This is a genomic window from Streptomyces lydicus (assembly GCF_000717345.1).
GTDB classification, from domain to species: Bacteria; Actinomycetota; Actinomycetes; order Streptomycetales; family Streptomycetaceae; genus Streptomyces; species Streptomyces lydicus.
This window is the reverse complement of record NZ_JNZA01000001.1, coordinates 302,465-325,537: the sequence shown is the minus strand read 5'-3', so window position 1 is coordinate 325,537 and position 23,073 is coordinate 302,465. Positions and strand designations below refer to the sequence as shown.

Below are 23,073 nucleotides of genomic sequence, written 5' to 3'. Positions count from 1 at the left end.
GTACTGGCAGGTGCGGGACGGGCTGGCCTGCTCAGAAGAGGTGCAGCAGGTGGCGAAGTCATGGCGTGAGGCAGGGAGACCAGAGCTGACGACGCGAACCGTGGAGCAGCGGCTGAATGCCTATGTCACCGCCCTGATGGACGTGCTGTCCTGAGCCAAAGCAGCCCAGGACACGGGCCCGGCGACGAGCGCCGGGCCCGGCCGCCACGTCCGGCGGCGGAGCCGATCGCACCCCCGCACCGCGACACCCCCGAATACGGGCTGGCTCCCGGCCGACAACTCTGCGGCGCCTCGGAATCGAACGGCAATATCCGACTTGTCTGGTGCCAGGTCTTTGGTTGGTCGCGAGTCTCCGTTCCGGTACCGGACCACCACCGGGCAGTACCTGCAAACCGCGAAGCAGTACGCGAGGGTCCCGGTGAAGCAAGCCGTGGTCGCCCCGTCCATGATGAGCCTGCTGTGCCCGCCGCCCGGCATCGCCGGATACGCACGTGAGGTGGTCGTCCAAGACGTGCTGGACGAGGCGGAGAAGGACATCCGCAGCTGTGGACGTCGGCGCACACAAGGTCGAGCTGGACTTCGAAGAGGCCCGCCTCTCGCTCAAGCTGGACCCCAGGGGCGGAGTCCTGAAGGGGTTCGTTGACCTCAACAACCAGCTACTGCAACGCCTCACCCGGATCGGCGTCTACTGCGGCCCGGGCGCCGACCAGAATTCCACGCACAGCCTCGACGTCGACTACGGGGACCTGCTGCCGCAGCTGTTCCGCCTCCAGGCCGGCAGCCTCAGCCTGTCCCTGGCCAGCGAGTCAGACCCGGAACACGCTCTGAAGATGACGGCCGACCAGCTGCGGCCGGACATCCGCGTGTTCGTCGGTGTCACCGACCCTTGCGACCCGCGCGTGGAAACTGCGGAGGAAGTCCGCGACCGCGTCCTTCGCGCGGCCCGCAACATCCCCGGCCGACCAGCTGGGCACCTGCGACGACGCCGACTTCTCCCCCTTCGCAAACGACCAGTCCACCAGCCGCCAGAATGCGTTCGCCAAGGTACGGGCCCGCGTCGAAGGCACCAAGCAGGCGGCGGAAGCCCTCGCAGGGACCTGACGAAGCCAGCCACGCGACCTCGGCGCCGTCATGGCCGGCCTCACACAACCATGGAACTCAGGTGTCGTCGAAGCACGTCAAGGCGTGGGGCCCACGTGGATGTACCGAGGTAACGATCACTTCGCTGATCCAGGGTTTTTGCGCTGGTTGGCATTGAAGCGTGCTTTCTTCTGACGATTCCCGCACGTGTTCATGTCACACCATTTGCGGGTGCGACTTTGGCTGGTGTCGAAGAAGGCGGCTTGGCAGGTTGGTGATGCACACAAGGCCAATTTTCCGTCTCGTTCGCCCGCGATGATGCTGATCGCGTCGGCGGCGATCACACTGAGGGCATCTTCCACACAGGAAGCCGAGCTGAGCCGCCATCGCCGCTTACCCTCGGGCGTCAGGATGGCCGCGGCCCGACCCTGAGCGCTGCAGTCATTGATGACTTGGACAGCAGATGCAGGGAGAGCGTCCCGGATCGCGGCCGCTGTCGCGGCGGCGTGAATCGACTCCCTCAGTTCCCGAGCGAGGTCGAGCTGGGCAGTGGTGCAGGAGTCCACGGCGAGGCCGCTCACTGCCAGCCAGTCGACGAGTCGCTGCGGCGTGGGAATGCGCTCCACAGGGTTGCCGCGACGCTCCGACAGAGTCCCCGTGAAGCTGGTCGCCAGCACATTACCGAGGCGGAAGTCAGGGAACTCAGCACGCATGGAACCACCTTAGCCGGTTGCAGCGTGGCTCGGGGAACTGCTAGAACCGTCTTAGCCGGTTCACGACAGGTCGTAGCCGGTTCCGCGATGGCCAGGAGGTCTCATGCCCCGTCCGACCAGCGACGTGCAAGCATTTGAAGCCCACGCAACTGACGCTGACCTCGACGATCTGCGCGCGCGACTGGATGCGGCGCGGCTGCCGGAGGTTGAGACGGTCCACGGCGCCGCGCCCGGCCCTCGCCGATGGGGGCAGGGCGTTCCTCTCGCCGACCTCGTCGACGTCGTGAACTACTGGCGCACGGGGTACAACTGGCGGGCGTTCGAAGCGCGCCTCAACCGGATCGGCCAGTTCCGCACGACGATCGATGATCTGGGAATCCACTTCCTGCACCGCCGATCCGCGCGCGCAGATGCCACTCCTCTGATCTTGACGCACGGGTGGCCGGGCAGCATTGCCGAGTTCATCGACGTAGTGGACGAGCTGGCAGATCCGAACGATGCCGATGCGCCGGCGTTCCACGTCGTGGCCCCGTCGCTGCCCGGCTTCGGTTACAGCGACAAACCGGCCACCACCGGGTGGGGGACCGAAAAGATCGCGGCCGCATGGGTGGAACTGATGGGAAGGCTCGGCTACAGCAAATTCGTCGCCCACGGCGGCGACTGGGGAGGCAATATCACCACGGTTCTCGGCGGCAGGTTCCCGGCGCAGGTCCTCGGCATCCACACAACGTTCGCGGAGGGACCGCCCGGGTTGACGACGGACGGGCTCACGGCGGTCGAGCGCAAGTGGGCCGAGGAAACCCGCCATTTCTGGCGCCACCGCGCGGCGTACGCGAAGCAGCAGGCGACCCGACCGCAGACCATCGGCTACTCGCTCGTCGACTCACCGGTCGGGCTTCTTGCCTGGATCCTTGACAAGTTCGCCGAGTGGTCAGACACCGAAGACAGCCCGTTCGAGACGATTTCCATGGACAGGGTTCTTGATGACGTCACCCTGTATTGGCTGACGCGGACCGGCGCATCGGCAGCCCGCATCTACTACGAAAGCCACAACTCGCTCGATCCCGAACTTCGGGTCGACGTCCCGTCAGCAATCAGTATGTATCCCCGCGACATCGAGAAGTGTCCGCGCCCCTGGGCACAGGAACGGTACCGGCAAATCGTCCGATGGAGGTCGCCGGAAATCGGGGGGCATTTCCCGTCGCTGGAGGTTCCCGAGTATTTCGTCAAGGATCTACAAGAGGGCCTCGCGGCAGTGCTGGCCGCAAATCGGTGAACGCGGCTCTGGGTGCCGGCACTCGATCATCGCCTGATCCGGCTCAAGGCGTTGCCCGACGGCTTCCAGAGCGAGTTCATCCAGACGACAGAACGTGCAGTGCCTACGTCTTTCATGGCACTGCGGTCGTCGCAGCCGCCACGCTACGGCTCCGGGGCTGAGCGGACCAGCCGTCTCAGTCCCCGACGAACCACAGATACAGGTGTTGTCCGTCGAGAACCTTCTGCCCCAGCTCCAGAAGCTCGCTCGCGAACTCATCGGTGACCACACCCGGCGGCAGTCGCGGTACTTCCCCCAGCAAGCTGGACACCTGCCGACTGTTGAAAGCGGTGTCCGCGTACGGCAACAGGTGCCCCAACATCGGAAACACCGAGTGGTCGAGCCTTGCCAGCTCCGGCCCCCAGACCACACCGTGCTCGGCACGAGCCTGGATCGCGCCGCTCTCACTACGGACCTGGAGATTAATCACCGTCAGAGCCTACGGCCCCAAGCTCCGCCGGACAGTCCCTGGAGCGCGGTTGCGCCAGAGGTCCAGCTAGGGCGCGTATCGAGCCGTGATCAGTGGACAGCTTGGGTGAGGTCTTTGATCCAGATCATCGAGGCGTGAAGGTGGGGGCCGGCGAGGTAGCTCGCGGGGGTCTTGTCGTACTCGTGTCACGCACAGCGGTCTACCGGATCATGCCTCGAAACGCAGGCAATCCCACAGAGCGATCGCGACGCGATACGCGCCTTAGCGCACGGCTGCGGCCGCGCGTACTTCGGCGAGCGCTTGCCGTGCCAGTGGGCCGAAGTCCTCGCTGTTGTTGGTGTCAATCCACTGATCAAAGGCGATCTCCCAGACGAGCGTGCCCAGTTTCGCGGCCACGCGCGCGGTCAGGCTCGGGACTCCGCGGCGGTTGAGGGCCTCGCCCATTGAGGCGGTGAGGTCGACCCTTTTCAGGGCTTCGCGTTCACGCAGTTCCGTATTGGCGTTCAGTACGGCTTGGCGCCGGCCGCTGAACTCGCGGCGGTCGGCGGTGAAGAACGTCCGGCCGAGCGCATCGAGGGCGTCCGCCACCGCATCGAGCGGGTCGGCCACCGACGGCGCCGAGGCGATCCCTTCGACGAGCAGGCCGGTCACCGTGCCCGCGCCGAAGAGCACCTCGCGCTTGTCCGGGAAGTACCGGAAGAACGTGCTCTTTGTGAGCCCCGCGCGCTCCGCGATCTCGATCACGGTCGTGTTCTCGTAGCCGTGCTCCTCGAAGAGGTCGAGGGCGGCGGCGGCGAGTCGTTCTGGTGCGTCGGGTTGCCAGCGAGCCATGGGAGCAGTGTACGGGACTTGGTCCCATCACTGCTGTAGGGTCGATGAGACCAAGTCCCATCACTGGCCAGGAGAGGGCACCGATGAGTAAAGCTGTCCGTTACCGGCGATTTGGCGGCCCCGAAGTACTCGAACTGCAGGAGATACCCGAGCCGCACGCCGCACCGGACGAGGTTCGCGTCCGGGTCACGGCCGCCGGGCTGAATCCGATGGATTGGCAGATCACCACGCAGCCCGACATGGCGGCGCGGTTCGGCATCACCTTGCCGGCCGGGTTCGGCAGCGACTTCGCCGGAGTGGTGGACGAGGTGGGCGCCGACGCCACCGGATTCGCGACCGGCGACCGGGTGTACGGGGCTGCGATCGGCCGGTCAGTCGCCGATTTCGTGCTGGTCAAGACGCCTGCGACAACGTTATGGCCCACTCCGGAGGGTATCGGCGACGAGGTGGCGGGCACGCTTCCGGTGTCCGGTCTGACGGCCTCCGCCGCGCTCGCCGCGATCGGGCTCCGCACCGGGGACACCGTCCTGATCGGTGGGGCGGCGGGCGGCGTGGGTATCTTCGCCGTGCAGCTGGCGAAGCTTGCGGGCGCCCGGGTGCTCGGCACCGCCTCCGAGGGCACGTTCGGATTCCTGCGCGCTCTCGGCGCCGAACCCGTGGCGTACGGCCCCGGCCTGGCGGACCGGGTGCGGGCCCTGGCGCCCGAGGGGATCACCGCCGCAACCGACCTGTTCGGAAGGGAGGCGGCCGAGACCGCACTCGCGCTCGGCGTGGCACCCGAGCGGATCTCCGTCGTGGCCGACGGCCCCGCCCCGCCGCCCGGTGTGCGCAAGACGGGCGCCCTCGATGCGGGTCCGGGCGCCCTGGAACGGATCGCCGACGCGATCCATTCTGGCGAGATCACGGTGCCGATCGCGGCGACCTTCCCGGTCGAGCAGATTTGGGAAGCCGTGACGACCCAGGCCGAGAGGCATGTTCACGGAAAAATCGTGGTCGCACTGTGAACCGGGCAGAAGGTGGACTCAGCGACCAGGATGAGGGCGCGTATCGCGTTGTGATTCGTTCTGGGGGTTTGCCTGCGCTCCGATGCCTGATCCGTTAGACCGCTGTGCGTGACGCGAGTACAGCTGACCGACGATGAGTGGGAGTTCATCGGGCCGCACCTGCCGATCGGCGAGTACGGCCCGTATCCCGAGCGCCTGCGGCAGCAGTTCGACGGCGCGATCTGGCGGTTCAAGTCCGGCGGGCAGTGGCGGGAGATGCCGCAGGAGTTCGGTGCCTGGTCGACCGGCTCCAACTGCTTCCGGCGGTGGCGTGATGCCGGCGTGTTCGAGGCGCTGTTGGAGGGGCTGATCGCGCAAGCCGCGAAGCGGCGTGAGGTGGATCTGTCGCTGGTCAGCATCGACTCCACCACCGCGCGCGCTCACCATGACGCCGCCGGGATGCACATGGGGCGAGGACGTGCTCACTGCCCTGGAGAAGGCTGCTCCTGTGGAGGAGAAGGTCAGGTCACGAGGGCGACTCTGAAGAACCAAGTGGACCTGACGCTGGCGAAGCGGGCCCCGGACGCGAAGAGCGACGACGCGTCCGCCGGCGTCGAAAGCTCCGGCTGAAGGCCGCCCTCCTGGGGCGCTCGCGAGGTGGACAGACCAGCAAGGTTCACCTCGCTGCCGACTGCAAGTGCCGCCCGCTGGCGCTCGTCCTGGCCGCCGGACAGGCAGCCGGCAGCCCGCAGTTCACCCCCGTGCTCGGGAAGATCAGGGTCCGCGGGCCCGTCGGCCGTCCCCGCACCCGGCCCGACGCCGTCGCCGTCGCCGTCGCCGGGGACAATGCCTATTCTTCCCGCGGTAACCGTGCCTACCTGCGCGGACGCGGCATCAAGGCGGCCATCCCGGAGAAGAGGGACCAGGCCGCGAACCGGAAGAAGAAGGGCAACAGAGGCGGCAGGCCCGTCAGCCGCGACGCCGAGCTCTACAAGGAGCGGAACACCGTCGAGCGCCTGATCAACAAGCTCAAGGTATGGAGCGGCATCGCCACGCGGTACGACAAGACCCCCGCGAGCTACCTCGCCGGCCTCCACCTTCGCGCCTCGATGATCTGGATCAAAGACCTCACCCGGAGCTGTCCACTGATCACGCCTCGATACGCGCCCTAGTGCGCCGCGAGCCTCTCCACCAGCCCGATCCCCCGCGCCAGCAACTCCCGCTCCTCGCCCGTCAATTCCGCCTCAATCGCCCGCGCGAGCCAATCCGCCCTGCGCCCCCGCTCCTCCTCCAGCAGTGCCTGCCCCGCAGCGGAGAGCTCGACCAGGCTCTTGCGGCCGTCGGTCGGATGCGCCCGGCGCGTGATCAGCCCCTGCTCCATGAGGAGTCCAACCGCTCGGGCCATGGACTGCGGGCGCACCCGCTGATCGGCCGCCAGTTCGCTGGTCGTCATCGCGCCGCTGCGGTCCAGCGCACCGAGGACGGCCACCTGGCCGTGCGGCATCTGGTCCTCGAGTTTCACGCGCCGCGTGAGCTTTCCCATCGCGGTGCGCAGTTCGGCCGCGACAGCGGCGGATTCCGGAAGGGGCATACCGAATTTTAACGCAGCGTAGCTGCACAGCGGGACTGCGCAGCAGAACTGAACAGCCAAACTGAACAGTTCAACTGCACAGCATTGCTGTAGAGTCTCCTGTGCCGGGTCCAGCGCCACCGTCGCCGCAGCCGAACCCCGGCACGCATGCGACAACGGGAAGGGCTCCCATGACCGCCATCACTTCCGTCACCGGCCGCCGCGTCCTCGACAGCAGGGGTAACCCCACCGTCGAAGTGGACGTGGAACTGGCGGACGGATCCATCGGCCGGGCCGCAGTCCCCTCCGGCGCTTCGACCGGTGCCCGCGAGGCCGTCGAACTCCGCGACGGCGACCCGACCCGCTGGCACGGCAAGGGCGTCGACCACGCGGTACGCCACGTCAACACCGAACTCGCAGCCGCCGCCACCGGTCGCGAGGCCGAGGACCAGGCGGGCCTCGACGCCGCCCTCGTCGCCACGGACGGCACCCCCACCAAGTCCAGGCTCGGCGCCAACGCGATCCTCGGGGTCTCCCTGGCCACCGCCAAGGCCGCAGCCGCCGCCCATCGCCTGCCGCTCTACCGCTACCTCGGCGGCTCCGACGCCCGGCTGCTTCCCGTACCGATGATGAACATCGTCAACGGGGGCGCGCACGCCGACAACCCCCTGGACTTCCAGGAGTTCATGATCGCCCCGATCGGTGCGGAGACCTTCGCCGAGGCCGTGCGGATGGGTTCCGAGATCTTCCACACCCTGCGCCGCGACCTCCTCGCCGCCGGGCACTCCACGGGCGTGGGTGACGAGGGTGGCTTCGCACCCGCCCTACGCACCGCCGAGGAGGCCCTCGACTTCGTGGTGACCGCCGTCGAGCGCACGGGTTACCGGCCGGGCACGGACATCGGCCTGGTCATGGACCCGGCGTCGTCCGAGTTCTTCCGCGACGGCGTCTACGACTACGCCGGGGAAGGAGTACGGCGCACCCCCGCCGAACACGCCGACTACCTCGTCAAGTTGATCGACGCCTACCCCATCGTGTCGATCGAGGACCCGATGGCCGAGGACGACCTGACGGGGTGGCGGGACCTGACCGCACGGGTCGGTGCGCGCTGCCAGCTCACCGGTGACGACGTGTTCTGTACGAACGAGACTCTTCTGCGCGAGGGCATCGGCTCGGGCGTCGCCAACTCGGTCCTGGTGAAGGTCAACCAGATCGGCACCCTGACGGAGTCCCTGGCCACCGTCAACGCCGCCCACCGGGCGGGCTACACCGTCGTCATGTCGCACCGCTCGGGAGAGACGGAGGACACGACGATCGCGGATCTGGCGGTTGCCACGGGCTGCGGTCAGATCAAGACCGGATCGCTGTCCCGCTCCGACCGCACCGCCAAGTACAACCAACTCATCCGAATCGAGGAGCAGTTGGGCGACAGCGCCCAGTACGCAGGCGCGGAAGCGCTGCGCCGCTAGGGCCCGTCCGGCGGATCACGCCTGGGCCGGGGGGCTGGCACGCCCCTCTGCGGCGTCGTCCTCCATCTTCCCCCAACCCCACTCGGGCTCGGGCCACCCGCACTCCACCTCGCCGAGCTGCAGCAGCGCTCCGCCCGGCACGAGGCCGACCTCCGGCCGCGGAACGCCGTCGACGGGTACACCGGCTGAAAGTAGTGGGACGCGTTCCGGGCGCTGCTCGGCCTATGAATGGTCACGTCCGGGCCGAGTCACGCGCGGTCACTGACCAGTCTTCACACTCGGACGGTGGGTGAAGGCGCTCCGGTAGGCGGCCGGGGTCATGCCGATCTGGCGGCTCAGGTGCTGGCGGAGCGACTCACCGGAGCCGAGGCCGCTGCGGCTGGCCACATGGTCGACGGTGAGATCGGTGGTCTCCAGCAGTTCGCGAGCCCGCAGCAGCCGCTGCTGGAGCAGCCATTGGAACGGGGTCACACCGGTCTCGGTGGTGAAGCGGCGGGTCAGGGTCCGCACGCTGACCTTGGCCTGACCGGCCAGGTCGCGCAGGGAGATCGGCTGGTCCAAATGTTGCAGTGCCCAGATGCGGGCCGCGTCCAATGAGGAGTCGGTCTTGGTCGGCAGTGGGGTCTGCACGAACTGCGCTTGCCCACCGTGGCGCACCGGGGTGACGACGGCGGCGCGGGCCGCCGCGTTGGCCGCGGCCGCGCCGTAGTCGGAGCTGATCAGGTGCAGGCACAGGTCGATCCCGGCGGCCGAGCCGGCACCGGTGACGATCCGTCCGTCCTCGGCGAACAGCCGGCCGGCGTCCACGCGCACCGCGGGGAAGGCGCGCTGCAGTTCCTCGGCCAGGGCCCAGTGGGTGGTGGCAGCACGACCGTCGAGGAGCCCGGCCTGGGCGAGGACGAAGGCGCCGCTGCAGATCGAGGCAACGCGCTTGCCCGCGGCGGCTGCCTCTCGCAAGGCGTCCAGCACGGCTGGCTCCGCGTCGTGCCGACTGGCGGTTGAGGGGACGATCACCGTGTCCGCCGCCGCGACCGCCTGAAGGCCGTGCCGGATCACCACCTCGATGCCACCGGAGGCGGCGAGCGTACCGGGCGTGGCGGTGCACACCGTCACCTCATAGCCGGGGCGTCCGCCGAGTTCGACGGCCCCGAGCAGCACCGACGGCATGGACAGGTCGAAGGGCTTGACCGCGGGAACGGCCAGGACGGCAACACGATGCATGGCTAGATCCTTGGGTCTCGTGGCTTTCAGGCCACTGACCCTACTCTGCGGCCGGACGGCAGAGTTGGGCGAGCGGTCGGGCCCCCGCGAACCACGTTTCTCTTCAGGGAAACGTTCCATCTTCGAGAAAAACGGAGACAACGTCATGGCTGCATCAGTCGTCATCGGGGCAGGCGCGACCGGGGTCGCTACTGCCAGGCAACTGGCCGACAGCGGCAAGCACGTCCGCCTCATCACCCGCAGTGGCAGTGGCCCCGACCACCCCTGCATCGAACGGATCGCCCTGGACGCGGGCCGCACCGACGAACTGGCCGAGGCACTGGCCGGAGCGACCACGGTCTTCAACGCTGCCATGACCACCTACCAGACCTGGCCGGAGACCATGCCGCCGTTGTTCGCCTCGATCCTCGCCGCGACCGAGCGGGCCGGGGCCGATTACGTGATGCTCGGCAACCACTACGGCTATCAGCAGACCACCGGGCCGATCACCGAGCGCACCCCGATGACCCCGCACACCCGAAAGGGCCGGGTGAGGGCCGAGCTGTGGCGGCAGGCCAAGAATGCCCATGACGAAGGACGGCTGCGGGCCACCGAAGTGCGAGCCGGCCAGTACCTGGGCCCAGGCGCAGTCTCAGGGTTCACGCTGCTGGTCGCGCCCCGGGTCCGCGAGGGTGAACTGGCGCTCGTCCATGGCGACCCCGATGCGGCGCATTCGTTTTCGTACACCGAGGATGTCGCCTCGGCGCTGGTGGCGGTCAGCGGCGACGAGCGGGCATGGGGACGGGCCTGGCACGCCCCGGTCATCACCACGACCCTGCGCCAGGCCGCAACCGACCTCGCCGAACTCCACGGAGCGCCCAAACCGCGGTTGGAGCCGCTCACCGAACGGGATCTGACGCTGCTGTCCTTCACCGATCCGCTGTGGCGGGAGTTCGCCGAGATGAGCTACATGTCCGAGCGTCCGTTCCTCGTGGACGACAGGGATATCCGCGACACCTTCGGCCTCAAGCCCTCAACGCTCCGCGAAGCGCTGGCGACCTGATGCCGCGGCGGGCGGGCCGGAGCTCCCGGCCCGCCGACGGCTGGACATGAGGTCCTAGTAACGGGCAATCATCTCAAGGCGGTGGCTCCGCCGTCCGTGCGAACGCCCGAGTAGTTCCGAGGGCAGCAGAGCGAAGACCGGGGCTTGTCCCTTCGTGCCAGTCCGCTCCGGATAATGGCCGCCCGTTATCTGCAGCTATGAGGGCGCGCGCTCGCAGTCCGGCACCAGACGCAACACACCGTCACTCATCGTCGCCGGAGCCGGGCGTGAATGTCGTGCCGAGGTCGTACTGCGCGATTCCGAAAGGTTGAAAATCGGCATCGGCAAGGACGCGGTAGAGGAACTCAGAGGTGGACATGTCGTACCGGTGCCATCCGCCGACGTCGTGGGCCCGCGCGAGGACGGGGTAATCGCCCGGCCGCTCGGCATCGATCAGCCAGCAGTACTCGTCGGCCCATTCGGTGGAGCCCCACTCCACCAGCCCTTTGCCGCCCGGCGCGTAGACCGCATAGGGATCGACGGCGGAGACGTCTCCGAACTTGCTGTCCTGGTCGACCGACAGGGAGACCCGCCACTGTGTCAGGAAGTCGAACGAGACGCCCTCGTCGCGCCCCAGATAGTAGACGGAATCACTGAAGACGCCGCCACCGAACACCTCGTAGAGCTCCTTGTAGTCCGCCGGCAGCGGAACCCCCAGCTCCCTCGATCGCCGCCCAGTCGACGGAGATCCCGAGCGGCTCCCACCCGGTCAGTTCGATCATTCGCTGAACCCACATAAACAATCTTTTAGCACCGGCCTTCGTTCCGATGGCCCCCACCCCTCTCGTCACTCACGTCAAGATCGCCAGCTATCGCACACCGAAGCATGAGTCGGCGCGTCACTGCTCATCGAGGGATGGCTGTCGGGCGAGGAACTCCGCGAACGCCGCCTTCTGTTTCGGATCCATGAAGCCTTGACGGACATTGCGGGCCCGCTCCTGGAGCCAGTGGGCCTCGTCGGGGTCCAGGAGCTCGGCGACCACCACGCCTCCGCGAGCGACCGCCGTACGTCCTGCCACGCGACGACGACCGCGTCGACCTGCTTGAGGTGTTCTCCAGGACCGGTGCCGACCAGGCGGCCACCTGGGTCACCTGCGGCGAGGCAAGGCTCAAGGACCTGCACCTCACCATCGCCACGCTGCTGGTCGCCCACGCGTGCAACGTCGATTACGCATGCGCCACGGGCCTGTTGCTCCTGGTGGGTACGCGGCGGGATGGTCGCGCCTGGCGGGCCCGTCGGGTGCGGGAGTCCGCGGTCAGTCGGTGATGCGCAGCAGTAGCTTGCCCGTAGAAGTGCGTCCGCCGAGGAGCTGGTGTGCGGCGGCCACGTCCGACAGGGGGAACTCGGCGGTGACGGGAAGGACGACCGTTCCGTCGCAAACCGATCGAAGGGCGCGTTCGGTAAGCACACGCAGGGCGTCGGGTGCGGACTGGGCGAGGGCGAGAACGGAGAAGCCCGCGACGGAGCGGCCCTGCGCGTACAGCTCGCCCTGACCGGCCCGCCAGGGCTCCGCGCCGCTGGCGTTGCCGAAAGACACCAGGCGCCCGAAAACGGCCAGTGCCTCCAGGCCGCGGCGCAGCGTGTCACCACCCACCGGGTCCAGGACCAGGTCGACGCCCCTGCCGCCGGTCGCCGCGCGGACGTCCGTCTCGAAGGTGTCGGGTCGGAACACCTCGTCGTAGCCGTGCTTGCGTGCGTAGTCGGCCTTGGTGTCGCTGGAAGCCACCCCGTACACCGCACCGGCCCCCGCTGCCCGGGCCAGTTGCCCGACCGCCGTGCCGATGCCTCCCGCCGCGCCGTGCACCAGCACGCTCTCCCCGGCCCGCAGCCGCCCCACCTCGTGGATCAAGGCGTGCGCGGTCGGCAGCACGGTCGGCAGCGTGGCCGCAGTCCGCAGGTCCAGCCCGTCGGGCAACGGGAAGACCCTCGCGGCCTCCGCGAGCACGACCTCGGCGTAGCCGCCGCCGTCGACGAGCGCGGCGACCTCCTGCCCCACCCGCAGACCCTCGACGCCCTCCCCGACCGCCCGGATGCGCCCGGAGACCTCCAGTCCCGGACGGTAGGGCAGCGACGCCACCCGGTACCCCTCGGCACGCGCCTTCACGTCCGCGAAGTTCACCCCCGCCCAGACGGCCTCGACGGCCACCTGGCCAGGGCCCGGCTCGGGTGCCGCGGTCTGCACTATCCGCAGCACCTCGGGACCGCCGTACTCCTGGAACTCGACCGCACGCATACGCACATCACCCTCCCATGAGTGTTCAACCAGAAGCGAACACTAGCACTGTACGATGGCCATCGAACACTGAGTGGAGGAGGACATCAAAATGACAGACCAGGTTGAAGGCGCAAGTCACCGTCCGCCGCCCGTGCACACGCACCCCGACGACGTCCCGCTTCTCACCGCCCTGTCCGCGCTCGCGGATCCCGTGCGCATTCAGCTGATTCGCGACCTGGCCAGCCGCCCCGACTGGGCACTCAGCTGCAGCAACTTCGATGTACCGGTCGGCCGGGCCGCGAAGAGCCACCACTTCTCGGTCCTGCGCGACGCCGGCCTGGTCGAACAGCGCGACCAGGGCGCCAAACGGCTCAACCGGCTGCGCCGCGAGGAGTTCGACGCCCGTTTCCCCGGCCTCCTCGACCTGACCCTCCGCCCCGACGTCACCGAGTAACAGCGGCTGGCTCCTCGTCGCGTGGCCGGCCGCCACCGGGGCCGGCCTCACCGTCTGCTGCCGCCGGGCGCCAGCAGACTCGCAACCTTGGCGCTCGCCTCCACCGAGGGATGGAGGGAGCGCCTCATGTTCTCCGGCGCCCTGCGCCGCGAGTTCGTTATGAGCATCGGCAGGCTCGCACCGGCCTCGCCGAGGTGGGTGAGCCCTGGAATGCCGCCACTCGTGCACATCCCAGCCCGTGCCCTCCAGTACCCCGCCGACAGTGACGGTGCTGCGCCGTGAACGATGTACGGCCGCAGCTGGATGAACTGTTGTTCTCCTCTATGGAGGGCGTTGTCCCTTTCGTGGAGGGCGTGGTCCGTGGAATCGGTCGAGGTGACCGATACCGTCGTCCGGGTCGAGGCTCGGACGACTGCCAGCTGGGCGGCCTGCCGGGATGCGGGTGCTGGCCGAGCCGAATACACGGCTCCTACCTGCGGTCTCCCCGTGACCTGCCAGCGGTCGGCAAGTTCGCGTGGTGTCGTTGAGGTTGGGTTGCGTCGGTTGTTCGTGCAGAGACTTCCTGCCCGCGGAAGACCTCTGCCGAGCAAGTGTCCGGGCTTACCCGCCGGTTCGGCCGGCGGACCGAGCGGCTGCGATCGACTCTGGTCTCGGTCGGCCTCGCGCTCGCGGGCCAGCCGGATCCCGGATGTCGGACGTCTTCGGGACTCCGGTCAGCCGGAAGACCCTGCCGCGGCTGATCGCCTCGCTGCCGGATCCTCGGATGTCGGTCAGCCGAGGTAGCTCGCGCGTCCCTCGTCGTCGAGCTCGAAGGGTCCCTCGGGGAGGATGCAGAACTCATTGCCCTCGGGGTCGGCCATGACCAGGAACCCGCCGTCGGCGTACTGCTCCAGCCTGCGCCCGCCGAGCGCCTCGACCCTCTGCTGCTCGGCGGCCGGCTCGGCCGAGGTAATGTCGAAGTGCATGCGGTTCTTGCCTGACTTGGGTTCGGCGGTCTGCTGGAAGCCCAGGCCCAGGCCGTTCTCGCGCCGCAGCCATACGTAGGGTCCGGTACGACCCACGACTGGCCTGCCGAGCAGCTCGGACCAGAACGCGGCAAGCCCCTCGGGGTCGGTGGCATCGATGATGAGGGCATTGATGCGCATAGGTGAGGCCGTCATGGCCTGATCCTCTCAGAGTCAAGGCCGTGAACGGCTGAAGACCAGCGGACGCAGGTTCACAGGTGGCCCCAGGAAGATGCGCACCTGAGGATTCACGGGCTCCACCTCGAAGCACCTTCGCCAACGCTGGGCGATCCGAGCCGCCCCGAGGGCATCGCACTGCGCTGGGTGCCCGACGAGAAGCAGGGCCCACGGCCTTCCGCTGGCTGAGGCGAGACGAGCAGGCGGTCGCCCAAGCGTGGGCCATTGTCCAATCGATAAGCGCGGGGACGCTCTTGGCGGGCCAGGCCGCCGACGCAATTCAGCGGCCCGTCGCCGTCCATACCACCGAGCGGGCCGTGGGCGCACCGACCATCGGCCGCGCTCAGTGCGGTAGCGATCTGGGCCTGGCTCTGACCGGCGGCCTCGCGCAGCCTTTTTCGCTCTGCAGGCGGCGGCAGAGCGTCTTGGTCGACGTGCTCCAGTAGCGCGTCGACCGCGGTGGACAGCTGGTCTTGAGGGGGCCAAGGGGGCACCTTCATCCAGCCCTGTCCCCATCCCGCGGTGGATAGCTTCATGAAACGTTCGCGGCGCTCAGATCCCGTGTGGGCCGTGCGCAGCGGTGGGGACAACGGCCTCCAGTGATCCCTCAAGGTGAAGATTGAGCGTTTCTCAGCGAAGGCCGGTGACCGGGGTGTCCTGTCCCAGTCCCCGGCGGATCGCGATCTCCACGGGTGAGTACGCGCCGTCGGCCCGCTCCAGTTCGTACGGCGCGGCCGGCATCAGCGGCGGCTGGGCCATGAAGCGCGGTCGCATCCCATGGTGCGGTTGCGCCGCGTGCACCAGGAACGGATGGCACAGGAAGACGTCGCCCGGGGACCCGGTGGCGAGGGCGAGTGGCCGGTGGTCGGACGCCGCCACCAGATCGGGCGCAAGGGCCAGCCCGCTCGCCCCGTCTTCCCCGTACTTCTCCAGCACCTTCGGCACGTCGAGGTGTGAGCCGACCCGGATCCGGGTCGGGGCGTCCTCCTCACCGACCTCGCTGAACAGGAACAGCATCAGCAGCGCCCGGCCCCGGGAGCGCAGATTTGTGAAGTACCAGCTCTCGCCCTGCGGAAGATAGCTCCCCTCGATGTGCCAGCCCGCGTCGTCCGGCTCTTCCTCGTGCGGGAAGCGCAGCGGGAACGTGCCCAGCGAGTAGCGCGGCTCCCAGCGTCCCGCGTCGACGAGCAGGTCGTACGCGCGCTGCAGGGACGGGGAGTTGGGTGCGGCGGCGAACGGCCCCTGCGCCATGCCGGCCACCCAGTGCACGGGTTGCGTCCACGTCGCTGGATCGTCCGGGTCGCAGCCCGTCTCTCGCCACAGCAACCGCGCGCAGTCCGCGGCCACGCGCGGCGCGACGGCGCCCTCCAACTTCACGAAGCCGTCGCGGAGGAAGCGGGATACCAAGGTCGTGTCATCCATGCCCCCATCGTGCGGCGGCACCGGTCCCGGTCACCCGACAATCTCCGCACCACCTTTGTCGGGTGTTCACCGCGCCCCTCTTGGCCCTTCGGAGACGGCAACCTTCAGTGAGAATCGCTCAAACTTCACTGCGCGAGGTCATCCACGACGGGCCAGCGTGATGTCGTGCCGAGTGTCCCGTGTCAGCCGATCTGGTCCCTGTCTCAGGTGATCTGGTCCGATCCGTTGGCCGTCTCAGGCGAGGGGCCCGTTGGTGGCCGTCCCGCTTGGGGCGTGTCGGCCAGCTCGGTGGTCGGCAAATTGGTGTGTGGGTGTGTGGGCTGGCCACGTACGGTGGTTGCGTGATTTCGCGTGAGTGGGCGATCGAGCTGGTGGAGCGGCACCTGCTCGGCGAAGAGGCCGAGCGGTCCCTGCCGCCGATGGTGGTCATCAGCGTGGAGCGGCACGCGTTGGGATGGCTGATCATCTGCCAGTCGCCGCAGTTCGCGCGGACTCGCGACCTGCGCGACGCTTTGGTCGGCCACGGCCCGTTCCTCGTCGACGCTCTGGACGGCAGCCTGCACATGGTGCACCGCCAGTTCTGCAGCGACGGTCTGGAATGGGAGCACCAGTACCGGGAGAAGGTCCGGGGCGAGATCCCGCCACGAGAGCTCGATGTTGAAGTGCGGCGTCTGATAGGTCTTGGGCGCCGTCTCGACGCGTTCAAGGCGGTGCGCCACGCTGGGGGCGGGCTGAGCCCCGCCGATGCCTTGCGCTTCGTCGACGCGATCGGCTCTGGAGTTGAACCGCCTGCTGACCTGATGTCCCGACTGCCGCAGCCGGACACGCGGTACCTAGCCATAACCACGTACAGCAGACCCAATCCTGAACCGGCGAACTGGTCACGCGCACAGGACACCTCCTCCGGCTGAGCACCTCGTGCACCTGCAGCGACACCCCAGCCCGACCGTCTCGGGCATCAGTGCTGGCTCTGTCGACGTCGAAGAGCAGCGTTTCTCGACGAGTTCCGAAGGCGCTACGACTGCCGGCCTCGGCCGCTGACGGACAGCAGCACCGAACAGGTCGGAGGCACTGCCCGGCGCCGGGCCCGGACCAGATCAACTGAGAGATCCGCCGGTCCAGCGTCTCAAATCATCCGGTCGCCGCAGGTCACAGCCATAACCATGGACCAAATCATTTGAGATGGGACACCGAGCAATGCAGGGTCCCGGGAGGCTCCTGCCGAGGTTTGGTCCGCGGTGCGCGGCCGCCATCCATCCGAACGTCGCCGCGACGTTCCCGCCGCTCACACGTGTCCTGGGCGCGCCGGGACAGCCCGCCCCCGACGCGGACGCCGACATCCTCCTCGTGCCGGCCAAATCCGCAGACGAGGGAGACCTGGCCGCCAGCCCGGCCGCCGCCGCATGCCCGGTGCCGCTGCCGCTCGGCGTGTGGCTGTAACTGGCCTCCCCCGAGCCGTACCTGCCCGTCCCCGCGGCGGGCGGCATGCCGCGGCGGCGGCCAGGGTTCCCGGTCCCCGCCCCGCGCCTGGAGTGCCAACCGTCCAGTCGGCGGACGGCTGGACAGCCCCGGCCTGAACGGCCGCCCGCCTCTCCCCGCTCCAGTCTGACCACATCAACTTCCTTGGCCGTACTCCTACACCGCACCGGCCTCCGGCAGCCGCGCGATCCGACCACCTCGGACTCGTGATCCGGCGCGTCAGGGGATCCGGGCCTCGATGTCGGCGAGTTGGGCCGCGAGGATCTCCTCGAGCGCGGCGCGGCGGTCTGCGCCGAGGGGGCGGATGTCGCGGGCGAAGTGAGCCAGGGCGGGAAAGCGTTCGGGGTCGGCGCCGAGCACCGCGACACGGAACTGCTCCATGCCCTGTTCGTACTCCTCGGGCGCGAGGGTGCTGATGCCGGCCTCGGAGGAGATCAGCGCGGCGAGGAGGACCACTATCCGGTGGTAGCACCCCGGGATCTCCTGGTCGGGCAGGCCGGCAGCCCGCAGGGCCTGTAGCACCTCTTCCATGACCAGCCGGGATCCGGTGCCGCCGGACCCATAGCGTCCCCAGATCGCAGAGAGTTGGGGTTGCTCGCCGAAAGCCTCGCGCAGGCGCAGGGCCAGGGCGGTGATGCGCTGCTTCCAGTCGCCCTCGGGGCGGTAGCCGTCCATGGCGGCCAGCAGGATCTGGTCGGCGACCGCGCGCAGCAGTTCGGTCTTGTTACGGAAGTGCCTGTAGAGGCTGGAGGAGTCGGTCCCGAGCGCTGCGGCGAGTTTGCGCACGCTGAACGACTCGGCGTCGCCCGTGCGCAGCAATTCCGCCGCCGTGTCCAGGATCTCCTCGGTCGACCATCGCCTTCGGCCAGTCATCTCGCCCCTCTCGTCCGGACTCAGCCTAACCGATGCACTTGGGGATGCACTTGCCGCTGCACGCAGTGCGTGCATAATCAGGGCAACCCACTGTCCGACCGCAACGACACACCCGGCATCCGGCCGGGAGGGGAGACGGAGACATGAGCGAGACCACTACGGCCACGCGGCCGCCGGAGCCGGACTTCTCGGCGATCACGACCGAGCAACTGATCGCCTACCGCGACGCGGAGAACCGCTTCCGGGCCTCCAGTACGGCGCGGGCGATCCTCGGAGAGCCGGACCCCGGCGCCGCGATCGACTGGCAGGAGATCGCGCTGCCCGGCCGCGACCTCCCGGTCCGGGTGTACCGGCCGGCACCGACGGGAGACGACGAAGCCGCAGCCCGGACCGACCTGCCACTCGTGGTCCATGTCCACGGAGGCGGCTTCGTGGGCACCGCGGTGCAGTGCGACTGGACCAACAGCCACCTCGCCGCGGCGCTGCCCGCGCTCGTCATCTCGGTCGAGCACCGCCTCCTCGCCCCGGACAGCCCGCTCGCGAACGCCGCCGACGACGGCTGGGACGTGCTCGACCATGTGGTGCGGCACGCCGCGCAGTGGGGTGCCGACCCGGCGCGCGCGGCCGTATTCGGCGAGAGCTGCGGCGCGCTGATCAGCGCCCTGACGGCCATCCGGGCCCGGGAGGCCGGCCTGGAGCTCAAGGCGCAGGTGCTGGTCAACCCCGCGGTCGACGTGAGCGAGACGATGTTCGACCACGCTTCGATGGCCGAGTACGCCCACAGCCCGACCCTGGCCCTGCCGCAACTGCGGCTCGTCCAGCGGCTCGCCGTCCCGCCGGGAACCGACGCCCGCGCATTGTCGCCGCTGCACGCGGACGATCTGAGCGGGCTGGCGCCGGCGCTCGTGGTGGTGCCCACCCAGGACCCGGTCGCCGACCACGGTCGCCGCTACGCCGAGCGGCTGCGCGAGGCAGGAACGCCCGTGCGGCTTTCCGCATACCCGGGCGCGAAGCACGCGTTCCTCACCCTGCCCGGCGTGGAACCACAGGCCGAGGCGGCCCAGGCGGAGATCCTCCAGTTTCTCCGCGCGGCCCTGGCAAAGTGACGGAGGAGCGAGGAACGCACCCCACCCTTGGACCCGGCGGCCCGGTCGTCGTCTGCTCGTTGGACGGTCGCGCGAATCCGTCCGTCAGCCTTCCCGGATGAAGCCCTCCCGCACCAGCCAGTCCTTCGCCACCTCGTGCGGGTCCTCCCCGTCCACGTCCACCCGCGCGTTCAGCCGCTGGGCCTCCGCCCCCGTCAGCCGCTTGGTGATCGGGGCGAGGAGGTCGGCGATGGCGGGGTACTTCCTCATTGTGGCGCTGTTCATCTCGGGTGCCGCGTTGTAGTTGGGGAAGAAGTGCCGGTCGTCCTCCAGCACCTTCAGCTTGAGTTCGGGAATGCGGCCGTCGGTGGTGGCCGCCACGCCGAGGGCGCAGGCCGCGCCCTCGGCGACCTGGGTGTAGACGACGCCGTCGTCCATCTTTTTGAAGTTCCCGCTCCGGAGGGCGAATCCGTACGTCTTTGCCACGCCCGGCAGGCCGTCCTCGCGCACCGAGAACTCGCTTCCGCCGCAGATCGTCGCCGCGCCCGGGTCTTTCTTCGTCAGACGTGCCACGTCGGAGAGTGTGCGCAGCCGGTACTTCTGCGCATTCGCCTGGTTCGCGACCAGCGCGTAGGTGTTGTTGAGCGGGGCGGCGGTCAGCCAGGTGATGCCGTTGCGGCGGTCCTCCTCGCGTACGGCCTCCCACTGCTCGTGCGGGTCGACGACCCGCTTGGTGTGACCGAGGTAGGTGATCCAGGCCGTGCCGGTGTACTCGTACATCCCGTCCGCCGCACCGGACTTGACCGCTTCGCGGGCACCGATCGAGCCCTGGATGTTCGTCCGGTCCAGGACTTCCGCGCCGGCCGCTTTGAAGACCAGCCCCATGATCTGACCCAGGATGATTTGCTCGGTGAACTCCTTTGAGGTCACGGTCAGTTGGGCGCCCTCCAGCGGTCTCCCCTTCCCGATGGAGCCGGGCTGCACCGAGTCGGCCAGCGGGCTGCCGCTGGTCAGTCCACAGCCGCTCAGCCCTGCGACGGCGAGCAGCAGGGCGCCCGCGCCCGCGACGGCCGTCCGTACCTGGGCCAGGCGCATCAGTCCACCTCCAAGCCGCGTGGGCGTTGCAGCAACCCGACGAGCGTCCCCAGCCAGTCCATGATCCGCGCCATGGCGACCGTCAGTACGGAGCCGAGCACCAGCACCGGCATGCGCTGGTTGGTGATGCCGGAGGAGCCCAGGCCCCCGAGTCCTCCACCTACGCCGAAGGTGGCCGGCGTCGCGGTGCCGACGTTCAGCACGAGCGCGGTCCGTAGGACCGCCAGGATCAGTGGGAGGGCCAGGGGCGGTTCGGCCCGGAACAGCATCAGCAGCGGCGACATCCCGATGCCGCGCGCCGGCCCCCACGAGTGCCGGATCGGTGGCCCTTGAGCTGGCCACGGTGCTGCTCATCTCCTCGACCCGGTCCCGCACCCTCGCGCGGGGTCGGCCGGCCATCTTCGGTACGAGCCCGATGTTCTCGGTGACGGTCATGTGCGGGAAGAGACCCGTGGCCTGGATGGCGTAGCCGATGGTGCGGCGGAGCGCCACGGGGACGATGCCGGTGACGTCCTCGCCGCCGATGGTGATCTGCCCCGAAGACGGCTCGATCAGCCGGTTGATCATCTTGAGGGTGGTGCTCTTGCCGCAGCCCGAGGGCTCCACATGCATCACGGTTTCGCCGGCCGCTTCGTCCCGGGTCACGTCCTCCAGGGCCGGGGCTTGGCTGTCCGGACAGCGCTTGGTGAGGTTGTCCAGCCGGATACTCGCGCTGGCGGCGGCCGGCCGGTCGGGCCCGGCGGATCGGGCGGATCCGCCGGGGCCCGCGGCGCCGGACGTGGGAGAGGTCGGTTCGACGATTTCGGCAGAGTCAGCCACGGGTCCCCCGTGAGATGGTGAGCCGTCCGATCAGCACGTACCCGGCGTCGAACGGCAGGGCTGGGACGACGATTCCGAGCGTCCTCGACAGTACTTCGTTGAGCGTGTTCGCACTGCCCAGGCTGGAGAGCCCGCGGAAGATCTGGTTGCCGAGCCCGGGCCCTGAGGCAAAGGCCGCGATCGCCTCGATACCCATCAGCATCTGTCATCGAAACTACCTAGGGGCTTGCGCGAGCAGGAACCGTCGATGTCCTGGTGGGGGTTGACCGCCGACGCGCAAGAGATTCTTAACCGGTTCGTGAGATCAGCCATTTCCCCATCTCATCCGACGAGTTGAGCGCTCAAATCCTGCGCCCTCACGGCTGCGGGTATGGCCGGTCTCTCTTTTTGTTCGGGTGCTTCCGACGTCGTCGAGCCCTTGCGTCCGGCCTGTGAGCTGCGGTGCCCAGCCCTCATCCGCGCTTGTTGATTGAGCGAAAGCGACGAGAGGCTGGGCCTGGGCCGACGTGCCTCACCGAGGCTTCCCAGACCACCATGCATTCCGGACCGCCGAACTCGCCCGCCTAGGCCACCTTCCCATGCACAGGAAGCACGACGTGCCCGCTCTACTGCGGCCTGGTTCTGGCGAACCTCCGCGACCGCCTCAAGGTCACAAGCGACTCCGCTAGAGGTTCAAACTCCCCGCGAGGGGACTGCCGGCCGGCCCTGTTCCTTCAGAGGTCCTTGGCCGGCCAGTCGAGCAGGCGGGCGCCGATCACCGCGGCCTGAAGCATGTAGCGATGGTCAGGGTCGGCGGGGTAGGCCCCGGTCAGCGTGTGGATGCGTTCGAGGCGGTAGGTCAGCGCGCGCACGCTCAGGGAGAGCCGGCGAGCGGCTCCGGCGGCCACGCAACCGGAGTTGAAGTACACGGTGAGGGTGTCGAGCAGGGGCTGGGGCCCGCCTCGGGCGGAGGTGAGGGGGCCGAGCGCGCTGCGGACCAGGTCGGCCATGGCCTGCCGGTCGCGGGTGAGGACGGGGTAGACGAGGAGGTCGGCGGCGCGCAGCACGGGGGCGTCGAGTTCCATGCGGTCGGCGAGATCCAGGGTGTTCAGCGCTTCCTCGTACGACTGGACCACGCCGCCGGGGCCCGGCTGGGGGGGGCGGCCGATGGCGACCCGGCAGCCGTCCGTGGCCGCGTACGCCTGCTTGACGTCAGCTTCGACAAAATGCGGTTCGAGTACCCGAGCATCGACGCCGCGGAGCTCGCCCGCGGCGTGCTTCGCCGCATCTTCGACACCTGACGGATCACAGCGCGCGAGCCGGCTGGGCTTCTCCTCACCATTCCCCCGGGCCCTCAGCGGGGTCTTCATCCGGCGGGGTCCGGGGCGAGGTTGTGCGTTCCCTCCGCCGAGATGGTGGACACGCAGGCGATGGGTGGTGCCACCACCGTCGAAAGCCGAAGCAGGCCGCCCCGAGGGAGATGCTTCGCGTAGCGGGCTACTCCTTGGCCGGGTCCGCGCCGGGCCGCTTGACGATCCGATCGCCGACCTCGATCGACTTCCAGAGCCGGCGGCTGATCCGGACCTGTACGGATTCGCCGTCGGCAAGGCGGACCTCGACGAAGTGGTACATGTTCGAGCCGTCGAGCATGCCCCGCGACCTCTTGATGACGATGCCTTCCCAGGCATCATCTCGTCCGTTTTTGTGAGATTTGAACATGTTGTGGAGTCTACGAGGATTGGCAGCCGACCCGGCAGGGCCTTGAGTCGCGATCCTG

21 protein-coding genes and 6 pseudogenes are annotated in these 23,073 nt (G+C 68.7%); 10 read left to right on the top strand and 17 right to left on the bottom strand.

The features are described 5' to 3' along the window. Nucleotides 1-873: 873 nt before the first annotated feature. Nucleotides 874-1,101 carry a hypothetical protein gene (locus OO62_RS39425; protein WP_129322927.1) on the top strand — a complete coding sequence of 76 codons (228 nt, stop codon included), beginning with the start codon at nucleotides 874-876 and terminating at the stop codon, nucleotides 1,099-1,101. A 116-nt stretch (nucleotides 1,102-1,217) separates the two neighbouring features. Here OO62_RS39425 and OO62_RS37580 read toward each other — a convergent pair whose 3' ends face one another. Further along, on the bottom strand, nucleotides 1,218-1,793 hold the full coding sequence (locus OO62_RS37580; RefSeq protein ID WP_077191378.1) for a CGNR zinc finger domain-containing protein: 576 nt from the start codon (nucleotides 1,791-1,793) through the stop codon (nucleotides 1,218-1,220). A 103-nt stretch (nucleotides 1,794-1,896) separates the two neighbouring features. Between OO62_RS37580 and OO62_RS01480 the strand changes: the two genes are divergently transcribed. Further along, a complete protein-coding gene (locus OO62_RS01480; RefSeq protein WP_033265209.1) occupies nucleotides 1,897-3,069 on the top strand; it encodes an epoxide hydrolase family protein in 1,173 nt (390 codons plus the stop codon). A 175-nt stretch (nucleotides 3,070-3,244) separates the two neighbouring features. Here the strand turns inward: OO62_RS01480 and OO62_RS01475 are convergent, their stop codons facing one another. Together OO62_RS01475 and OO62_RS01470 are read right to left on the bottom strand one after the other, a co-directional pair. Further along, nucleotides 3,245-3,538 (bottom strand): hypothetical protein, encoded by a 294-nt coding sequence (locus tag OO62_RS01475; RefSeq protein ID WP_033265208.1) that lies wholly within the window; start codon nucleotides 3,536-3,538, stop codon nucleotides 3,245-3,247. Nucleotides 3,539-3,799: 261 nt separating this feature from the next. Beyond that, entirely contained in the window at nucleotides 3,800-4,369 is a 570-nt protein-coding gene (locus OO62_RS01470; RefSeq protein WP_033265207.1) for a TetR/AcrR family transcriptional regulator, read from the bottom strand. Nucleotides 4,370-4,452: 83 nt separating this feature from the next. Here OO62_RS01470 and OO62_RS01465 point away from each other — a divergent pair, with 83 nt between their 5' ends. Together OO62_RS01465 and OO62_RS41630 are read left to right on the top strand one after the other, a co-directional pair. Beyond that, complete coding sequence (locus OO62_RS01465; protein ID WP_033265206.1) at nucleotides 4,453-5,373, top strand: NADP-dependent oxidoreductase; 921 nt, start codon at nucleotides 4,453-4,455, stop codon at nucleotides 5,371-5,373. A 108-nt stretch (nucleotides 5,374-5,481) separates the two neighbouring features. After that, nucleotides 5,482-6,524 (top strand): annotated as a pseudogene (locus OO62_RS41630) (IS5 family transposase). Here the strand turns inward: OO62_RS41630 and OO62_RS01450 are convergent. Beyond that, a complete protein-coding gene (locus tag OO62_RS01450; protein ID WP_033265204.1) occupies nucleotides 6,521-6,943 on the bottom strand; it encodes a MarR family winged helix-turn-helix transcriptional regulator in 423 nt (140 codons plus the stop codon). The pseudogene OO62_RS41630 and the gene OO62_RS01450 sit on opposite strands and share 4 nt — an antisense overlap. 170 nt (nucleotides 6,944-7,113) lie before the next feature. Here OO62_RS01450 and eno point away from each other — a divergent pair, with 170 nt between their 5' ends. Beyond that, nucleotides 7,114-8,391, top strand: coding sequence for a phosphopyruvate hydratase (gene eno, locus OO62_RS01445; protein ID WP_033265203.1), 1,278 nt, complete (start codon nucleotides 7,114-7,116; stop codon nucleotides 8,389-8,391). Between the two features lie 258 nt (nucleotides 8,392-8,649). Here the strand turns inward: eno and OO62_RS01440 are convergent, their stop codons facing one another. Then, entirely contained in the window at nucleotides 8,650-9,612 is a 963-nt protein-coding gene (locus OO62_RS01440) for a GlxA family transcriptional regulator (protein ID WP_033265202.1), read from the bottom strand. A gap of 145 nt (nucleotides 9,613-9,757) precedes the next feature. On the opposite strand from OO62_RS01440, the gene OO62_RS01435 reads away from it, so the two are divergent. Then, entirely contained in the window at nucleotides 9,758-10,654 is an 897-nt protein-coding gene (locus OO62_RS01435) for an NAD-dependent epimerase/dehydratase family protein (RefSeq protein WP_033265201.1), read from the top strand. Nucleotides 10,655-10,895: 241 nt separating this feature from the next. Here OO62_RS01435 and OO62_RS36860 read toward each other — a convergent pair whose 3' ends face one another. Continuing rightward, nucleotides 10,896-11,351 carry an SMI1/KNR4 family protein gene (locus OO62_RS36860; protein WP_106974784.1) on the bottom strand — a complete coding sequence of 152 codons (456 nt, stop codon included), beginning with the start codon at nucleotides 11,349-11,351 and terminating at the stop codon, nucleotides 10,896-10,898. A 181-nt stretch (nucleotides 11,352-11,532) separates the two neighbouring features. Then, nucleotides 11,533-11,721: pseudogene (locus OO62_RS01425) on the bottom strand (hypothetical protein); the annotation flags it as partial. Between OO62_RS01425 and OO62_RS41625 the strand changes: the two are divergent. Further along, nucleotides 11,682-11,879: pseudogene (locus OO62_RS41625) on the top strand (hypothetical protein); the annotation flags it as partial. The pseudogenes OO62_RS01425 and OO62_RS41625 sit on opposite strands and share 40 nt — an antisense overlap. A gap of 70 nt (nucleotides 11,880-11,949) precedes the next feature. On the opposite strand, the gene OO62_RS01415 reads toward OO62_RS41625, so the two are convergent. Next, nucleotides 11,950-12,927 (bottom strand): quinone oxidoreductase family protein, encoded by a 978-nt coding sequence (locus OO62_RS01415; RefSeq protein WP_033265198.1) that lies wholly within the window; start codon nucleotides 12,925-12,927, stop codon nucleotides 11,950-11,952. A gap of 91 nt (nucleotides 12,928-13,018) precedes the next feature. On the opposite strand from OO62_RS01415, the gene OO62_RS01410 reads away from it, so the two are divergent. After that, nucleotides 13,019-13,363 (top strand): ArsR/SmtB family transcription factor, encoded by a 345-nt coding sequence (locus tag OO62_RS01410; protein WP_033265197.1) that lies wholly within the window; start codon nucleotides 13,019-13,021, stop codon nucleotides 13,361-13,363. 770 nt (nucleotides 13,364-14,133) lie between these two features. Here the strand turns inward: OO62_RS01410 and OO62_RS01405 are convergent. Beyond that, the gene (locus tag OO62_RS01405) at nucleotides 14,134-14,523 is read right to left on the bottom strand and encodes a VOC family protein (RefSeq protein ID WP_033265196.1); all 390 of its coding nucleotides are present in this window, start codon (nucleotides 14,521-14,523) and stop codon (nucleotides 14,134-14,136) included. A gap of 651 nt (nucleotides 14,524-15,174) precedes the next feature. Further along, complete coding sequence (locus tag OO62_RS01395; RefSeq protein WP_033265194.1) at nucleotides 15,175-15,966, bottom strand: phytanoyl-CoA dioxygenase family protein; 792 nt, start codon at nucleotides 15,964-15,966, stop codon at nucleotides 15,175-15,177. 341 nt (nucleotides 15,967-16,307) lie between these two features. Here OO62_RS01395 and OO62_RS01390 point away from each other — a divergent pair, with 341 nt between their 5' ends. Further along, complete coding sequence (locus OO62_RS01390) at nucleotides 16,308-16,877, top strand: YrhB domain-containing protein (protein ID WP_033265193.1); 570 nt, start codon at nucleotides 16,308-16,310, stop codon at nucleotides 16,875-16,877. Between the two features lie 787 nt (nucleotides 16,878-17,664). On the opposite strand, the gene OO62_RS01380 is transcribed toward OO62_RS01390, so the two are convergent. Beyond that, the gene (locus tag OO62_RS01380) at nucleotides 17,665-18,318 is read right to left on the bottom strand and encodes a TetR/AcrR family transcriptional regulator (RefSeq protein ID WP_033265191.1); all 654 of its coding nucleotides are present in this window, start codon (nucleotides 18,316-18,318) and stop codon (nucleotides 17,665-17,667) included. 143 nt (nucleotides 18,319-18,461) lie between these two features. Between OO62_RS01380 and OO62_RS01375 the strand changes: the two genes are divergently transcribed. Beyond that, nucleotides 18,462-19,424 (top strand): alpha/beta hydrolase, encoded by a 963-nt coding sequence (locus tag OO62_RS01375; RefSeq protein ID WP_033265190.1) that lies wholly within the window; start codon nucleotides 18,462-18,464, stop codon nucleotides 19,422-19,424. An 84-nt stretch (nucleotides 19,425-19,508) separates the two neighbouring features. On the opposite strand, the gene OO62_RS01370 is transcribed toward OO62_RS01375, so the two are convergent. The 6 genes and pseudogenes from OO62_RS01370 to OO62_RS39420 form a co-directional block, all read right to left on the bottom strand. Then, on the bottom strand, nucleotides 19,509-20,498 hold the full coding sequence (locus OO62_RS01370; protein ID WP_033265189.1) for a glycine betaine ABC transporter substrate-binding protein: 990 nt from the start codon (nucleotides 20,496-20,498) through the stop codon (nucleotides 19,509-19,511). Next, the gene (locus OO62_RS39875; protein WP_169748604.1) at nucleotides 20,498-20,782 is read right to left on the bottom strand and encodes a hypothetical protein; all 285 of its coding nucleotides are present in this window, start codon (nucleotides 20,780-20,782) and stop codon (nucleotides 20,498-20,500) included. Before OO62_RS39875 ends, OO62_RS01370 begins: the two co-directional genes overlap by 1 nt. A gap of 106 nt (nucleotides 20,783-20,888) precedes the next feature. Further along, nucleotides 20,889-21,110, bottom strand: a pseudogene (locus OO62_RS40395) (ATP-binding cassette domain-containing protein); the annotation flags it as partial. 199 nt (nucleotides 21,111-21,309) lie between these two features. Beyond that, nucleotides 21,310-21,522, bottom strand: a pseudogene (locus tag OO62_RS01360) (ABC transporter permease); the annotation flags it as partial. A gap of 508 nt (nucleotides 21,523-22,030) precedes the next feature. Then, nucleotides 22,031-22,504 (bottom strand): annotated as a pseudogene (locus OO62_RS01355) (PucR family transcriptional regulator); the annotation flags it as partial. Between the two features lie 289 nt (nucleotides 22,505-22,793). Next, on the bottom strand, nucleotides 22,794-23,015 hold the full coding sequence (locus OO62_RS39420; protein WP_033265187.1) for a DUF7489 domain-containing protein: 222 nt from the start codon (nucleotides 23,013-23,015) through the stop codon (nucleotides 22,794-22,796). Between the last annotated feature and the right edge of the window lie 58 nt (nucleotides 23,016-23,073).

What these genes read in the sequence shown, in the direction of transcription:
- OO62_RS01375 (WP_033265190.1), top strand. Translation starts at nt 18,462, where the DNA reads ATGAGCGAGACCACTACGGCCACGCGGCCGCCGGAGCCGGACTTCTCG.
- OO62_RS01470 (WP_033265207.1), bottom strand. Translation starts at nt 4,369, where the DNA reads ATGGCTCGCTGGCAACCCGACGCACCAGAACGACTCGCCGCCGCCGCC.
- OO62_RS01380 (WP_033265191.1), bottom strand. Translation starts at nt 18,318, where the DNA reads ATGACTGGCCGAAGGCGATGGTCGACCGAGGAGATCCTGGACACGGCG.
- OO62_RS39875 (WP_169748604.1), bottom strand. Translation starts at nt 20,782, where the DNA reads ATGTCGCCGCTGCTGATGCTGTTCCGGGCCGAACCGCCCCTGGCCCTC.
- OO62_RS01405 (WP_033265196.1), bottom strand. Translation starts at nt 14,523, where the DNA reads ATGACGGCCTCACCTATGCGCATCAATGCCCTCATCATCGATGCCACC.
- OO62_RS01450 (WP_033265204.1), bottom strand. Translation starts at nt 6,943, where the DNA reads ATGCCCCTTCCGGAATCCGCCGCTGTCGCGGCCGAACTGCGCACCGCG.
- OO62_RS39420 (WP_033265187.1), bottom strand. Translation starts at nt 23,015, where the DNA reads ATGTTCAAATCTCACAAAAACGGACGAGATGATGCCTGGGAAGGCATC.
- OO62_RS01435 (WP_033265201.1), top strand. Translation starts at nt 9,758, where the DNA reads ATGGCTGCATCAGTCGTCATCGGGGCAGGCGCGACCGGGGTCGCTACT.
- eno (WP_033265203.1), top strand. Translation starts at nt 7,114, where the DNA reads ATGACCGCCATCACTTCCGTCACCGGCCGCCGCGTCCTCGACAGCAGG.
- OO62_RS01395 (WP_033265194.1), bottom strand. Translation starts at nt 15,966, where the DNA reads ATGGATGACACGACCTTGGTATCCCGCTTCCTCCGCGACGGCTTCGTG.
- OO62_RS01440 (WP_033265202.1), bottom strand. Translation starts at nt 9,612, where the DNA reads ATGCATCGTGTTGCCGTCCTGGCCGTTCCCGCGGTCAAGCCCTTCGAC.
- OO62_RS01480 (WP_033265209.1), top strand. Translation starts at nt 1,897, where the DNA reads ATGCCCCGTCCGACCAGCGACGTGCAAGCATTTGAAGCCCACGCAACT.
- OO62_RS01415 (WP_033265198.1), bottom strand. Translation starts at nt 12,927, where the DNA reads ATGCGTGCGGTCGAGTTCCAGGAGTACGGCGGTCCCGAGGTGCTGCGG.
- OO62_RS01465 (WP_033265206.1), top strand. Translation starts at nt 4,453, where the DNA reads ATGAGTAAAGCTGTCCGTTACCGGCGATTTGGCGGCCCCGAAGTACTC.
- OO62_RS01410 (WP_033265197.1), top strand. Translation starts at nt 13,019, where the DNA reads ATGACAGACCAGGTTGAAGGCGCAAGTCACCGTCCGCCGCCCGTGCAC.
- OO62_RS01370 (WP_033265189.1), bottom strand. Translation starts at nt 20,498, where the DNA reads ATGCGCCTGGCCCAGGTACGGACGGCCGTCGCGGGCGCGGGCGCCCTG.
- OO62_RS37580 (WP_077191378.1), bottom strand. Translation starts at nt 1,793, where the DNA reads ATGCGTGCTGAGTTCCCTGACTTCCGCCTCGGTAATGTGCTGGCGACC.